The 13627-nt window shown below is 65.5% G+C and carries 12 protein-coding genes; 4 read left to right on the top strand and 8 right to left on the bottom strand.

Annotation, left to right across the window (positions count from 1 at the left end):
- Positions 1-7: 7 nt before the first annotated feature.
- From AC0MAZ_RS11745 to AC0MAZ_RS11735, 3 genes are read right to left on the bottom strand one after another with little or no spacing between them, the layout of a single operon-like run.
- Positions 8-880 (bottom strand): rhomboid family intramembrane serine protease, encoded by an 873-nt coding sequence (locus tag AC0MAZ_RS11745; RefSeq protein WP_475861183.1) that lies wholly within the window; start codon positions 878-880, stop codon positions 8-10.
- Entirely contained in the window at positions 877-1848 is a 972-nt protein-coding gene (locus AC0MAZ_RS11740; RefSeq protein WP_203647512.1) for a metallophosphoesterase, read from the bottom strand. Before AC0MAZ_RS11740 ends, AC0MAZ_RS11745 begins: the two co-directional genes overlap by 4 nt.
- Complete coding sequence (locus tag AC0MAZ_RS11735; protein WP_023632574.1) at positions 1848-2738, bottom strand: NAD(+) kinase; 891 nt, start codon at positions 2736-2738, stop codon at positions 1848-1850. Before AC0MAZ_RS11735 ends, AC0MAZ_RS11740 begins: the two co-directional genes overlap by 1 nt.
- 44 nt (positions 2739-2782) lie before the next feature.
- Between AC0MAZ_RS11735 and AC0MAZ_RS11730 the strand changes: the two genes are divergently transcribed.
- The gene (locus AC0MAZ_RS11730) at positions 2783-3763 is read left to right on the top strand and encodes a DUF1853 family protein (RefSeq protein WP_475861181.1); all 981 of its coding nucleotides are present in this window, start codon (positions 2783-2785) and stop codon (positions 3761-3763) included.
- Positions 3764-3806: 43 nt separating this feature from the next.
- Here AC0MAZ_RS11730 and AC0MAZ_RS11725 read toward each other — a convergent pair whose 3' ends face one another.
- The gene (locus AC0MAZ_RS11725; RefSeq protein ID WP_475861179.1) at positions 3807-5426 is read right to left on the bottom strand and encodes a WG repeat-containing protein; all 1620 of its coding nucleotides are present in this window, start codon (positions 5424-5426) and stop codon (positions 3807-3809) included.
- Between the two features lie 175 nt (positions 5427-5601).
- Between AC0MAZ_RS11725 and AC0MAZ_RS11720 the strand changes: the two genes are divergently transcribed.
- Positions 5602-6147 carry a cytochrome b gene (locus AC0MAZ_RS11720; RefSeq protein WP_475861178.1) on the top strand — a complete coding sequence of 182 codons (546 nt, stop codon included), beginning with the start codon at positions 5602-5604 and terminating at the stop codon, positions 6145-6147.
- Here the strand turns inward: AC0MAZ_RS11720 and AC0MAZ_RS11715 are convergent.
- From AC0MAZ_RS11715 to AC0MAZ_RS11705, 3 genes are all read right to left on the bottom strand, one after another.
- Positions 6138-7031, bottom strand: a complete 894-nt coding sequence (locus AC0MAZ_RS11715; RefSeq protein WP_475861177.1) for a 1-aminocyclopropane-1-carboxylate deaminase/D-cysteine desulfhydrase — start codon at positions 7029-7031, stop codon at positions 6138-6140. The two genes, AC0MAZ_RS11720 and AC0MAZ_RS11715, sit on opposite strands and share 10 nt — an antisense overlap.
- A gap of 9 nt (positions 7032-7040) precedes the next feature.
- Positions 7041-7256 (bottom strand): hypothetical protein, encoded by a 216-nt coding sequence (locus AC0MAZ_RS11710; protein ID WP_475861175.1) that lies wholly within the window; start codon positions 7254-7256, stop codon positions 7041-7043.
- An 818-nt stretch (positions 7257-8074) separates the two neighbouring features.
- A complete protein-coding gene (locus AC0MAZ_RS11705; RefSeq protein ID WP_475861174.1) occupies positions 8075-10111 on the bottom strand; it encodes an oxidoreductase in 2037 nt (678 codons plus the stop codon).
- Between the two features lie 206 nt (positions 10112-10317).
- Here AC0MAZ_RS11705 and AC0MAZ_RS11700 point away from each other — a divergent pair, with 206 nt between their 5' ends.
- Both AC0MAZ_RS11700 and AC0MAZ_RS11695 read left to right on the top strand, forming a co-directional pair.
- Positions 10318-11436, top strand: a complete 1119-nt coding sequence (locus AC0MAZ_RS11700; protein ID WP_203647518.1) for a nitrilase-related carbon-nitrogen hydrolase — start codon at positions 10318-10320, stop codon at positions 11434-11436.
- Between the two features lie 4 nt (positions 11437-11440).
- The gene (locus AC0MAZ_RS11695; RefSeq protein WP_203647519.1) at positions 11441-12481 is read left to right on the top strand and encodes an AraC family transcriptional regulator; all 1041 of its coding nucleotides are present in this window, start codon (positions 11441-11443) and stop codon (positions 12479-12481) included.
- Between the two features lie 204 nt (positions 12482-12685).
- Here the strand turns inward: AC0MAZ_RS11695 and AC0MAZ_RS11690 are convergent, their stop codons facing one another.
- Complete coding sequence (locus tag AC0MAZ_RS11690) at positions 12686-13564, bottom strand: DUF2242 domain-containing protein (RefSeq protein WP_475861171.1); 879 nt, start codon at positions 13562-13564, stop codon at positions 12686-12688.
- Between the last annotated feature and the right edge of the window lie 63 nt (positions 13565-13627).

Genomic DNA, 13627 nt, shown 5'->3' with positions numbered 1-13627 from the left:
TCCTCAGTCAGGCGGTCAGTTTACGCCGGGCAAGCCATCCGCCCAAGAGGCCGGTCAGGCATCCGATGAGCAACCCGCCGACATGGGCGGCGTTGGCGATCTGGCCGAAGCCCAGTTGGCCGACCACGCCGCTCAGGCAGATCACCAGCCAGATCAGCATCATCACCAGCACGCCTTTGGGCAGGTTGAACTGCGGATTGGGCGCCAGCCACTGGTACAGCCAGACATGCCCGAGCAAGCCGTAAAGCACCCCGGACAGGCCGCCGAACAGGCTCGGGCCGCTGGTGAAATGCTGGGCCAGGTTGGACACCAGGCTGAACAGCAAGGTCAGCCCCAGCAGCATCCACGGGCCCTGGCGCAACTCGATGCGCTTGCCCAGCTCCCAATACCACAGGCCGTTCATTGCCAGGTGCAGCACGCCGAAGTGCAGCAGCATCGGTGACACCAGGCGCCACCATTGGCCTTCGGCCAGGCCCTGGAGCAACGGGGTGAAGTACAGGTAATCGCCCTGCACCTTGAACGACAGGAAGGTGAACCAGCCGATGGTCGACAGGTTATCGCCCAGGCCGGTTACCCCGGCGACCACCAGGCTCAGGATCAGCACCGCGGCGGTGACCTTGCAGGCCATGGCCTGCTCCTTCAGCGAAGGCGCCGCCGGAGCGACCTCCACGGGTTCCGGCAAGGCTTGCAGATCGGCATTGCCATCAGGGAAACGCCGGTAGAGTTCGAGCACATCCCCGGCCATGGCCGGCGGCGCCCACAGCACCTGCTCCTCGCCCTCCTCCACCACCCGGTGCGGTACCTGCAGGCGCCGCAGCAAGGCGACGAAACCGCTGAGGTCGACCGCCAGCGGCAGGCGCAGTACTTCGATCACGTTCATTGGCTGGCCTGCGGACGGTCGACGTCGACCCAGACGAACTTGTGCGGGTCAATGCGGGTTTCGTCATCCAGGCGGTAGGCCGCCAGCTTGCCGTAGAGCACGGCGCTGTAGTCCAGGCACGCCAGGTTGCCCCGGATCGGCGCCGGGCGTCCGCTGCGCCAGTAGTGGCCGACAAACAGCAGCGGCTCGTCCTCGTCGTAGCGCAGCAGGGCGTTCTTCTGGCTGTGGCTGAGGGGCGTGCGGGCCACTTCGTCGGGCAGCGCGTCGGGCTGGAAAACGATGTCGCCGTAGGTCTGCGGGTCTTCCTCCCAGAACTTGGTGCGGAAGAAGGCGCGGGTCAGGCCGTCGCCGCCGGTCAGCGTCAGGCCGTCCGGCAGGCGCATGTCGGTGCCGCGCAGCAGGCGGTTGCACACCGTCGCGGCGAAACTGCCGGACACCGCCGACGCCTGCACGAAGTGCTCGTCGATGCGGCCCGTGGGGTACTGCTGGCGCAGCGGCTCGATCAGCCGCGGGTCCCAGCAGGCGTGCACCAGGCGGAAGCGCCCGGCGTCGACGAACAACGGCAGCTCATAGAACCACTGGATGAAATCGTGCCAGTCGCCAGGATGCTGGGCGAACTGGGTGAGGGTCTCGTCGATCAGCCGGGCATGGCGCGGGGTGTGCTCGCGCACGAAAGCCTTGCCGCTGCCGGGCAGTGCCGGGGTGACCCAGCCCAGGGCGTTGTACTCATGGTTGCCCATGATGCAGAAGGCCTGGCCGGCCTCGACCATGTCATGGACGATGTGCAGCGCCTCGCGGATGCGCGGACCGCGGTCGACGATATCGCCGAGGAACAGCGCCTGGCGCCGCGGGTGGCGCCAGACCCCGCCGACCCGCTTGTAGCCGAGCGCGTCGAGCAGGCGTTCGAGGGTGAGCGCACAACCATGCACGTCACCGATGATGTCGAAACTGCGCGCCGGATCGAGCATCAGTCGTCCCTGCCGCCCAGGCGGCTGCCCCAGCCGAGCTTGGTGCGGCAGACCTCGTAGTAGTTGTGGTCCAGCGGATGGATCAAGCGCAGCTTCTGCGGTTTCTTGCTCACCGTGATGGTGTCGCCGGGGGCGCAGGTGAAGTGGTTCTGGCCGTCACAGGAGACCTGCGGGTAGATCTGCAGGTCCTTGGACACGACGATCTTCAGCTCGCTGTTGCCGTCCACCACGATCGGCCGGCCCGACAGCGTGTGCGGGTACATCGGCACGATGACGATGGCGTCGAGCTTGGGGTGCATGATCGGGCCGCCGGCTGACAACGCATAGGCGGTGGAGCCGGTCGGGGTGGCGACGATCAGGCCATCGGCCTTCTGGCTGCAGACGAACTGGCCGTCGATGTAGATCTCGAACTCGATCATCCGCGTCGACTTGCCCGGGTGCAGCACCACATCGTTGAGCGCATCGCCCTGGCCGATGGCCTCGTGGTGGCGGCGTACCTCGGCTTGCAGCAGGAAGCGGTTCTCCACCAGGTAGTGGCCGTCGAGCACCTCGGCGACTTTCTCTTCCAGTTCATCGGGGCGGATGTCGGTGAGAAAGCCCAGGTTGCCGCGGTTGATCCCCAGTACCGGGATGTTGTGCCGGGCCAGGGCGCGGGCGGCGCCAAGCAGGCTGCCGTCGCCGCCGACCACGATGACCAGGTCGCAGACCTCGCCCAGCAGCTTGCGCGTGGAGGTCTGCAGGCCGTGGCCGGGCAGGACTTCGGCGATGGTGTCCTCGAGGATCACGTGCAGGTGGCGCTCGAGGAGGAATTTTTTCAGTCGGCGAATGGTGTCGAGCACCTGGGAGCTGCCAAGGCGTCCGATGATACCGATATTGCGAAATTGCTCCATGGTGCTCCTGCAAGGCTCTGCGGCGGGGTGACAATGCCGGGATTATGGGCGAAAGGACCGGCCAGCGGCAAACCGGCTATGCTCGCAGGATGATGCCCTTCGCCGACCTCGAGTCCCTGCCCCGCCAACTGCGCCACCCTGCCGTGCGCGACCTGGCCTGGGTGCTGCTGTCGCCCCCGCTGCTGGCGCAGGCCGGCTGCCCCCAGCGCCACCCGCTGCAGGGCAGTGCCTGGGCCGATGATCCGCAGCGCCTGGGCCAATGGCTCGCGTCGCTCGACCAGGAGCCTGCGCCGCTGCTGGCCTGGCTGACACGCCTGAACAGCCGGCGCCTGGGCCTGTACTACGAAAGCCTGTGGCAGTTCGCCCTGCAGCAGGCGCCGGGCATCGAGCTGCTGGCGGCCAACCTGGCGATCCGCGACGGCGGGCACACCCTGGGCGAACTGGACATCCTGCTGCGCGACCGCGAAGGCGATCATCACCTGGAGCTGGCCATCAAGCTCTATCTGGGACCACCGAGCGGTGACGGCGGCAACCCGGACCTCTGGCTCGGCCCCGGTTGCCATGACCGGCTGGGGCGCAAGCTGGCGCACCTGGTACAGCACCAGTTGCCCATGTCGAGCGGATCGCGGAGTCACTCGGTGCTGGCCGGACTGGGCCTGGATCGGGTGCAGGCCCACCTGTGGCTTGGCGGCTACCTGTTCTACCCACGGTCGGGACAGACCCACTCGCCTGACGGCGCCAACCCCCGGCACCTGCGCGGTGGCTGGCTACGTCAATCGCAATGGAGCGAAGCCGATAATGGATGCTGGCAGCCCCTGCCCCGCCACGCATGGCTGGCACCGGCGCGGTTCGAAGCACAAGCCTGCTGGAATGCAGCGCGCTTCACCGCCTGGCGGGAAGGGCTGGAGCCCGATGCCCACGCACACCTGCTGAGCAGGGTGGAGGAACAGCCGGACGGGACATGGGCAGAGGTCGAACGGATGTTCCTGGTGGCCGACAACTGGCCAGACCTCCCCCCACGCTGAAGCAGCCCCCACCGCCGATTCGCCGGCGACGGGAGCTCAAGCGTCAGGACGCCTCGGCCACTGGCTCAGGCGCCGGGCAGTGGGCCTGGGCATCCTTCGGCCACAGCACCTGGCCCTTGCCGTCGACCACCTGTTCCGCGCCGCAGGGCAGGCGGTTGGTATCGAACACCACGCTGCCATCCAGACGATACAGGGCGCGCAGCGTGCGCACGGCGTCGTCGCCATTGCCCTCGACCCGATAGGCGAAGATCGCGCCACGCGCCTCGTCGACTTCCAGGTCTTGCCATTTGGCGGGCACCAGCAGTTTGCCATCGAGGTCATACAGTGCGCGCAAGTTGTCCGACCTGCTACCCTCGGCAGCGAGCAGGTGATGGCCATCGGCCAACAGCTTGAACGACACGAACTGTTCCGGCTTGACCAACACCTTGCCCTGCTCGTCCATCAGGCCCACGGTATCAGTCTCACTCGGGCTACCGAGGAGCATGACCGTCTTCTTCGGCGATTTCAGCTCGGTGAAGGCATAGCGCTTGGGCGCGACCACACCGATCTGCTTGTAGGTGGGCTGGAACACAACCTTCCCCTGGTCCAGGTCGATGGTTCCGTAGGTTGCCAGGAACATGTTCTGCAGCTTGCCGATATGGTTGAAACCAGGGCGGTGCCCACTCATGCCGAGCAGGCCAATACCCGCGTCGCCGATCGAGTCGTACTCGGGCTCGATCAGCCATTTGCCGTCATGCCCGATCATCCCGGCTTTGCCCCGGTCTTCGTCGGTACGCGGCAACTGCACCATGCCGCCAACCTTGCCGAACGTCTCGCAGTTCTGATACTGCGCCTCGATCACGACCTTGCCTTGATAATCCAGGTAGCCACAAGGTTTGTCGTAACCATCCCGATACGCCACCAGGCCACCGCCTGGCGTGCCCAGCCAGCCCTTGTCGAGCGCAATCACCAGGTTGCCGGTGGCATCAGCCAGGCCCTTGCCTGCGCCGCCTTCGCGGGAGACCACCAGATACCCGTCGGCCGCGCTGACAATGGTGTCGAAGTCCAGCTTGCGCAACACCTTGGTCTTGAGGTTGTATCCCCAGCTTTCGCCTTGGCGCTCGGCGAGCACCCAGTTGCCGCGCTTGGCGAAATCCTCGCGCACGTACATTGAGTCGAATACCGCCTCGCTGACCTTCTCGCCCTGAGGCGTGAGGATGCCGCGCAGTTCGTCGATCTCGTAGACGATAAAGTCGTTGTCGCCACCGACATAGACATTGTCGAAGATGGCCGGCTGGACTTCCTTGCCCTGCTCGTCCATCACCCCGACCTTGCCATTGCGGACGTAGCCGAACAGGCCAGGGGTCAGGGTGTAGAGCTCGTCGGTGAGGTCGGCGCGAATCACCTGCTTGCCGTCACCACTTGCCAGGTGCCAGTAGTCGCCACGCCCGAAGATGAAGGCGTTGGTGAAGGGTTGGGTATAGATCTGGGTGAACTCGCTGCCTGGGGCGACTCGGAATGCGCCGTTCTGGTCCAGTACGGCGCATTCGTCGTTCACGCACAGCGGAATGGTCAGGGCGGCAATCGGTGGCGTCTTGACCGCCGGGTTTTGCTCGCAGCCGGCGAGCAACAGGGACAGGGCGCCGAACAGCGCTACCCGAGGGGTGGAGATGAAGCGTTTCATTGACACAGGATCCTTCTGCGATGGAGATCGGGTGCAGGCCCAAAGCCATCACCCAAGCCCGCTGTGTCGGCCGCGTTTGATAGATCTGAAGCAAACACATTTCCACGCCAGCGATTAGAGTTAGGGGCAGGCGCCAGCAAGAGCGCCCTTTTTGACCTGATGACGAGGATCCCCCATGGTTTCACCCACTCCCGCGACCCATTACGCGCGGCTGTCGATCGTCCTGCACTGGCTGATGCTGGTGCTGCTGGCCGCCGTCTACGCCTGCATCGAGCTGCGCGGCCTGTTCCCCAAGGGCAGCGCCGAACGCGACCTGATGAAAGACCTGCACTTCATGCTCGGGCTGACGGTATTCGTGCTGGTCTGGCTGCGCCTGGCCCTGCGCCTGTCGCGCCCCACCCCGCCGATCGTGCCCAGGCCGCCAGCCTGGCAGACGGGCCTGTCGCACCTGGTGCACCTGCTGCTGTACCTGATGATGATCGGCCTGCCGCTGGCCGGCTGGGCAATCCTCAGCGCCGCCGACAAGCCGATCCCGTTCTATGGCCTGGAGCTGCCGGCCATCGTCGCCCCGGATCCGGACCTGAGCAAGTTCATCAAGGGCTGGCACGAGCGCATCGGTAGCTGGGGCTACTGGCTGATCGGCCTGCACGCGCTGGCCGGGCTTTATCACCACTATGTGCGGCGCGACAACACACTGCTGCGCATGCTTCCCTACAAGTAGCCGCGTCGTCCCTGCAGGCCTCCGGTGTGCAGGAACACCAGGCGGGTGCCGGGGGCGAAACGCCCGGCCTCGACCTGGTCGCGCAGGGACAGCAGGGCCTTGCCGGTGTAGAGCGCCTCCAGCGGCATGCCGGTTTGCCGTTCGGTGTCGGCGATGAACGCCAGCAGCGCGTCATCGATACGGGCAAAGCCGCCACGGCTGGCGTCGTGCAGCTGGTAGCCCTGCACGCCCGCCAATGTTGCGACGGTTTCCGGCACGCCGTGGTCCAGGGGCACGGCCAGGGCGCCATGGACCACATGCCTGCCCGCCTCCTCCAGCACCAGGCCCGCCAGGGTCGTGCCGGTTCCCGCCGCCAGCCACCAGGCGTCGTAGTCGGTCCAGCCGAGCGTTGCCAGTTGCGCCCGGCATTGCTCGACGATCAACCCGCAGCCCTGGGCACCGGCCAGGCCGCCACCGCCTTCGGGGATACAGTGCCAACCTGGGTACCGGGCCTGCCAGGGCTGCCAGAAACCGGGCTCATGGCGGGCGCGGTAGCCGCCGAAACCGAGCCAGTGCAGTTCCATGCCCAGGGCTCGCAGGTCTAGCACCGTCGGTGTTTCCTGCGGGTGGCCACGCAGCAGGCCGGCGGTGGCGAAGCCGAAGCGCTTGCCGGCGGCCGCCAGGGCGTGGAGATGGTTGGAATGGTTGCCGCCCAGGCTGATCAGGCCCGGGGCATTGGCCTTGCGGGCCTGGATCAGGTGATGACGCAGCTTGAACCATTTGTTGCCGCTGATCAGCGGGTCGATCAGGTCCAGACGCAGGACCGCGGCTTCGATTCCCGCGTGGCGCAACCAAGGCAGGTCCAGGCGTTGCAGAGGGGCTTGGGGGAGAGAAAAATCAGACATGAAGGCAGTTTATCTGATCACGCAGATGCAGACGTGCTGCTCGTTGCCGTTGCCGTTGCCGTTGCCGTTGCCGTTGCCGTTGCCGTTGCCGTTGCCGTTGCCGTTGCCGATCAGGAGTCTATCCTCATACCTCGCTAGCGACAGCTGCGTCAGTCCAGGCGCCGCCCGTACTTTCGCGACTTCAGGAGGCCGAACGCAGGCCTTGCGGAGGGAGGTGACGGGCATGGATGCCCGTCAAGCGCTGGGGCCCAGGATGGGCCCTGCAGCGCGGTCCTCCCGGGAGCAAGGCCGGAGTGAGGGAACCCGGAGCGTAGCGGAGGGCCGGATGAATGGAGCGCAGCGTTTTTTGGTTACTTTTTGTCGCGTTTGACAAAAAGTGACTCGCCGTAAGGGCGAAAAGGTGACTATGCGTCATTATAGCAAATGAATGCGCTTACACCTGTTAAAACCCACGCCGATCGCATTTGACTTTGACTTTGACTTTGACTTTGACTTTGACTTTGACTTTGACTTTGACTTTGACTTTGACTTTGACTTTGACTTTGACTTTGACTTTGACTTTGACTTTGACTTTGACTTTTAGAGTCATGTGTTTTGAAAGTTATATGCGCATTCATTTGCGATGGTGACGCATAGTCACCTTTCCGCCCTTACGGCGGGTAACTTTTTGAAGGATCAAAAAGTCACCAAAAAATCCTCGCTCCATTCATCCGGCCCCTACGCTTCGCTCCGGGGTCCCCTCGCTCCGTTCTTGCTCCCGGGAGGACCGCGCTGAACGCCCCATCCTGGGGCGCAGCGCTTGACGGGCATCCATGCCCGTCACCTCCCTTCGCAAGAACTCCGCTCGGCCTCCTGAAGTCGCAATTGGCGTTGCCTGAACTATCGCGCGCTTAGAAGCAAGATCAAGATCAACAGACATGGAGTAAGTGTAGACTACTGGCAATGTTTCTTCAGTTACAACCACTCGCTGACAAGCTAACCTCCACAGAAAAGGTGTATTACCACCTCAACTGTGGAAGTTGGCTCACCAACGATTCAAACAATCACAGTTCCGCCGCCAACCTCGACCCTTGGTTAATCGCCCGCTTGGCATCCAGCTCGGCCGCCACATCAGCGCCTCCGATCAGGTGTACCGACTGCCCGGCCGCAACAAGGCCATCATGCAACTCACGCAGCGGATCCTGCCCCGCGCAGACTACGATGTTGTCCACCGCCAGCAACTGCGGCTCGCCCTCGCCAACCCGCAGATGCAGGCCAGCATCGTCCACGCTCAGGTATTCGACGCTGTTGAGCATCTGCACCTGCTTGTTCTTCAGCCCCGTGCGATGAATCCAGCCGGTGGTCTTGCCCAGGCCGTCGCCGACCTTGGTTTTCTTGCGCTGCAACAGGTACACCTGGCGCGCCGGCGCATGAGGCTCGGCCTTGACCCCGGCCACACCACCACGGGCCTGCAAACGCGTATCGATGCCCCACTCCTTCCAGAACGCCTCACGGTCCTGGCTGGTGGCCACGCCTTTGTGCACCAGGTATTCGGACACATCGAAGCCAATGCCACCAGCACCGATCACCGCCACCCGCTCGCCCACCGGCTTGCGCTCCAGCAGCACGTCCAGGTAGCTCAGCACCTTGGCATTGTCGATGCCGGGAATGGCCGGCGTGCGCGGGGCGATGCCAGTGGCCAGGATGACCTCGTCGAACTCGCCGGCCACCAGCGCGGCCACATCGACACGGGTATTCAGGCGCAGGTCGACACCCGTGGACTTCACCTTGTTGCGGAAGTAACGCAGGGTCTCGTAGAACTCCTCCTTGCCCGGCACGCGCTTGGCCACGTTGAACTGCCCACCGATCTCAGCGGCGCCATCGAACAACGTCACTTCATGACCGCGCTCGGCGGCCACGGTGGCGGCTGCCAGGCCCGCAGGGCCTGCGCCGACCACCGCGATGCGCTTCACCGCCCGCACCGGCAGGTAGTTGAGTTCGGTCTCATGGCAGGCCCGCGGGTTGACCAGGCAGCTGGTCAGCTTGCCGCCGAAAGTGTGGTCCAGGCAGGCCTGGTTGCAGCCGATGCAAGTGTTGATCTCGTCGCCACGACCTTCAGCGGCCTTGTTGACGAAATCCGGGTCGGCCAGGAATGGCCGGGCCATCGAGACCATGTCGGCATCGCCCTCAGCCAGCACCGCCTCGGCCACCTCCGGGGTGTTGATGCGGTTGGTGGTGATCAGCGGGATCTTCACCGCGCCACGCAGCTTGGCGGTGACCTTGCTGAACGCCGCGCGCGGCACCTTGGTGGCGATGGTCGGGATGCGCGCCTCATGCCAGCCGATACCAGTGTTGATCAGCGTGGCGCCGGCCTGCTCGATGGCCTTGGCCAGCAGCTCGATCTCGTCCCAGGTGCTGCCGCCCTCGACCAGGTCGAGCATCGACAGACGGAAGATGATGATGAAGTTCGGCCCCACCGCCTCGCGCACCCGGCTCACGATCTCCACCGCCAGGCGCATGCGGTTCTCGTAGCTGCCGCCCCAGCGATCGGTGCGGTGGTTGGTGTGGGCGGCGAGGAACTGGTTGATGAAGTAGCCTTCCGATCCCATGATCTCGACACCGTCGTAGCCGGCACGCTGGGCCAGGCTTGCGCAGGTGACGAAGTCGCGGATCTGCTTCTCGATGCCCTCTTCGTCCAGCTCCCTGGGCTTGAACGGGTTGATCGGCGCCTGGATGGCGCTGGGCGCCACCTGTTTCGGGCTGTAGGCATAGCGCCCGGCATGCAGGATCTGCAGGCAGATCTTGCCACCGGCGGCATGCACCGCCTCGGTGACGATCCGGTGCTTGTCGGCCTCTTCCTCGGTGCTGAGCTTGGCCGCGCCCGAATACACGCCACCTTCGTCGTTCGGCGCGATGCCACCGGTAACCATCAGCCCGACGCCGCCACGGGCGCGCTCGGCAAAGTAGGCAGCCATGCGCTCGAAGCCGCCCGGGCGCTCCTCGAGGCCGGTGTGCATCGAGCCCATCAGGGTGCGGTTGCGCAGGGTGGTGAAGCCCAGGTCGAGGGGGGCCAGCAGGTGCGGGTAACGGTCGGTAGCCATGGATGGACTCCACAGGTGGCGTGATCACGGAATGCGGGCACCTCTACCCGCGCTCTACAGCAGCGCAGCGGGACCCGTCGTTTGTCTGAGGACGACATTAAACAGGCGTTTGAACCCGCTCAATGATCGAAACTGACAACTTATTGATCCTGCTGCACAGCAGGACTACCCTAGGGCACTCCTTCTGCACAACGCTGGACCGCTCCATGCGAAAACTGCTAGCCGGCGCCCTGGCGCTGGTCACCCTTGCCGCCCTCTGCGGCTACGGCTTCTGGACCCTGCAGCGCCCGGAGGGTCATTACTTGTCCGACCTGCGCATCGAACTGGCCCTCAACCAGGGCGTGCCGGGTGAGCACGGCAACCTGCTGGGGGTCGAGCCGCTGCTGTATCCGGGGGACTACCAGAACCTCACGCGCCTGCACCGCAAGCTCTCGGCCTACCTGGAACAGGCCCGCGCCCAGGGCCTGGTCAACCCGCGCACCGTGGTGGTGTTGCCGGAGCATATCGGCACCTGGCTGTGGGCCCGGGGCGAGAAGCGCGAGCTGTACCAGGTCACCCAGCGCAACGAGGCCTGGCAGTGGCTGGAGCTGAGCAACCCGCTGCGCTACGGCCTGGCGATGCTCGCCGCCAGCGGCGACGATCGCCGTTCGGACGCGCACCTGCGCATGAAGGCCGCGCAGATGGCCGCCGACTACCAGCAGGTGTTCGGCAACCTGGCCCGGGAGTTCGGCGTCACCCTGGTCGCCGGCTCCATCGTCCTGCCCGCGCCCTATGTGGAGAACGGCGTGCTGCGCACCGGCAACGGTCCGCTGTACAACAGCAGCCTGGTGTTCGCCAGCGACGGTTCGGTGCTCGGGCAACCCCAGCACCAGCAGTACCCCGACAGCGAAAGCCGGCGCTACATCCACGACGGCCAGCAGCATCCGCTGCAGGTGCTGCAGACTCCCGCCGGACGCCTGGGCGTGCTGATCGGCAGCGACAGCTGGTACCCCGCCAACTACCGGCAACTGGCCGCGCAATCGGTGCAACTGGTTGCCAACCCGGTCTTCCTCAGTGGCAAGCAGAGCTGGCAGGCGCCCTGGCGTGGCAACCGCCACCAGGCCCAGGCCGCCGACCTGCCCCTGCGCCGCGGCGCAGTGAGCGAACAACGCGCCTGGCAGCAACTGCCGCTGGCCGCCAACGCCGCCACCCCAAGCATGAGCGTGTTCATGCGTGGTCAGTTCTGGGAGCTGGGCAGCGATGGGCAGGGCTTTGTCAGCCAGGGTGGCACGCTGTGGGTCGGCAACGACAGCCACGGCGCGCGCCTGCTCAACCTGTGGCTGTGACGCCATGCCCCGCCCCCGCGTACGCCTGGGTGAACTGTCGGTAGGTTTCGTCCAGCCCCTGGCCGAGGCGCTGACGGCACTCGGTCACGATCCACACCCCCTGCTGCTGCGCTATGGCCTCGACTCCAGGCGCCTGGCCGAGCCGGGTGCGCGGCTGTCGATCCCGCGCTACATGCACCTGGGGCACGCGGCGATCGCCTTGTCCACCGAGCCGGCGCTGGGCCTGCACATGGGGCGCCTGAGCCGCCTGGCCCAGGCCGGCCTGGCCGGCGTCGCCGCCGCCCAGGCCCCGACCCTTGGCGATGCCGCCCGCACCCTGCTGCGTTTCGAGCCGCTGTATGCCGCCAACTACCGGGGCCAGTCGAGCTTTCAGGAAGACGCCCAGGGCGCTTGGCTGCGGTTCTATTCCATCAGCCCCTACAACGACTACAACCGCTTCGTGGTCGACTCGCTGCTGGCTGGCTGGCTGGCGCAGCTTGGCGCCCTGGCGGCCAGGCCGGTGCAGGCCGAGCGCCTGGAAATCGAGTTCGACGCCCCCGCCTACGCCGCGCAGTACCAAAGCCTGTGCGCAGGCCCGGTGCATTTCGGCGCCACGGCCAACCAGCTGCGCCTGAGCCAGGCCACCCTGGCCCTGCCCAACCCGCAGCACTGCCCCAGTACCTGGCAGCACCTGCTGCAGCTGTGCGAGGCGGAACTGGCCCAGCGCACCCGCGTGCGCAGCCTGGGCGAGCGCATCACCCACCTGCTGGGACCGCTGTTGAACGGTGGGCGCGAGCCGGATCTGGAAGAAGTGGCGCGGCACCTGCAGCTGCCGACCTGGACCTTGCGCCGCAAACTCGCCGAGGAAGGCACGCGCTTTCGCAACCTGCTCAACGACACGCGGCGCGACCTGGCCGAGACCTATATCCGCGACACGGAGCTGGCCTTCGGCGAGATCGCCTATCTGTTGGGGTTCGCCTCGGCCGAGGCCTTCCAGCGCGCATTCAAGCGCTGGACGGGGCTGACGCCCGGGGAGTTTCGCCGCAATCAGCGACAGGTGGGTTAAAGCTCGGTGGCGTCGTCGGCCGGCTCCGGCAGGTCCAGTTCATAGGCCTGGAATTCGAGCAGTTCTTCCTGGTAATCGTCCATCTTCACGCCCCTTCATTCATCGTTCTTCAGTCATTGCGCCAACCTAAGCCAGCGAAATGACGGAATGATTACAGCCCTATGAACGATAAACGTAGCAGGCGCCCGGGAAGTTATCGACGTGTCAGAGTGGCGCGGGAGCCTGCTCCACTGCCGGTGCTTCCTGCTGCACCTGGATCGGTGCCGGCTCGACGGGCGGCGCGATGGGCTGCGAGCCCTTGCTGTCGTCCACAATCGGGGCCGCAGGGGCTTCGCTAGCCGGTACAGAAGCCGCTGGAGCGGCAACAGGCGCGGGAGCAGCGGCAGCAACCGGAGTCGGTACCGGGGCCGGTGCCTCTGCCACGCTCTCGGCGACCGGCGTGGCAGGCTGCGCCGCGGGCGCCAGGGCAGCGGGCGCAGGCTCCGGCAGGCCCAGGTCGGCGGCCGGTTTTTCAACCTTCGGCTCGGCGGCGGGCTCGGTTTTCTCCGGCTTCTTCTGCTTCGGCAGGTAGCTTTCCACCAAAGCGAAGTAGCGGTCATAGAACTGCGCGGCAGTGACTGTCTCGCTGGCGACCTTGACCATGGAATCGTCGGTGGAGCCGATCGGCATCGATACCGAACCCAGTACACCCACGCCAAGGCTGGCGGAAGTGTTGGACTTCTTCAGGGTGTAGCGGTCCTGCAGGGCGTTGGCGAACATGGTCGAGCGCTGCTTGTCGCTCATGTCCGGCACGCAGGTGATGTTGAAGCTGATCTGCAGGTGGTTCTCGGCGTTCTGCTGGAAGCTCTTGTTGCCGGCGACCTGATTGGCGTCGCTGCTGGTGATGATGTAGCCCTGGCTGAGCAGCGCGCGCCGCGCCGCCTCGCAGGAGCCCGCCTCGCTGGTGGCGAAACTGCGGGAGAAGGTGCCCGAGTCATCGAAGTTCTCGTGCTCGTAGACGGCGGCCTTTTTCGAGGAACAGCCGGACACACCCGCCAGCACGACGGCCAGCCCGAGCGCGCCATAGACGGTTGATCTAGACATTGCCAATTCCGGGAAGAAACGAATGGGGCGTATTGTGCAACACATCGATCAGTGGCTGAAACC

This window comes from Pseudomonas sp. A, assembly GCF_056270345.1.
Note: the sequence above shows the minus strand (reverse complement) of the source record. Positions and strands in the feature narration are given on the sequence as shown.

Coding starts and splice junctions, on each gene's coding strand:
- AC0MAZ_RS11705 (WP_475861174.1), bottom strand. CDS start 10,111: ATGGCTACCGACCGTTACCCGCACCTGCTGGCCCCCCTCGACCTGGGC.
- AC0MAZ_RS11690 (WP_475861171.1), bottom strand. CDS start 13,564: ATGTCTAGATCAACCGTCTATGGCGCGCTCGGGCTGGCCGTCGTGCTG.
- AC0MAZ_RS11745 (WP_475861183.1), bottom strand. CDS start 880: ATGAACGTGATCGAAGTACTGCGCCTGCCGCTGGCGGTCGACCTCAGC.
- AC0MAZ_RS11725 (WP_475861179.1), bottom strand. CDS start 5,426: ATGAAACGCTTCATCTCCACCCCTCGGGTAGCGCTGTTCGGCGCCCTG.
- AC0MAZ_RS11695 (WP_203647519.1), top strand. CDS start 11,441: ATGCCCCGCCCCCGCGTACGCCTGGGTGAACTGTCGGTAGGTTTCGTC.
- AC0MAZ_RS11710 (WP_475861175.1), bottom strand. CDS start 7,256: ATGCCCGTCACCTCCCTCCGCAAGGCCTGCGTTCGGCCTCCTGAAGTC.
- AC0MAZ_RS11730 (WP_475861181.1), top strand. CDS start 2,783: ATGGGCGAAAGGACCGGCCAGCGGCAAACCGGCTATGCTCGCAGGATG.
- AC0MAZ_RS11735 (WP_023632574.1), bottom strand. CDS start 2,738: ATGGAGCAATTTCGCAATATCGGTATCATCGGACGCCTTGGCAGCTCC.
- AC0MAZ_RS11700 (WP_203647518.1), top strand. CDS start 10,318: ATGCGAAAACTGCTAGCCGGCGCCCTGGCGCTGGTCACCCTTGCCGCC.
- AC0MAZ_RS11720 (WP_475861178.1), top strand. CDS start 5,602: ATGGTTTCACCCACTCCCGCGACCCATTACGCGCGGCTGTCGATCGTC.
- AC0MAZ_RS11715 (WP_475861177.1), bottom strand. CDS start 7,031: ATGTCTGATTTTTCTCTCCCCCAAGCCCCTCTGCAACGCCTGGACCTG.
- AC0MAZ_RS11740 (WP_203647512.1), bottom strand. CDS start 1,848: ATGCTCGATCCGGCGCGCAGTTTCGACATCATCGGTGACGTGCATGGT.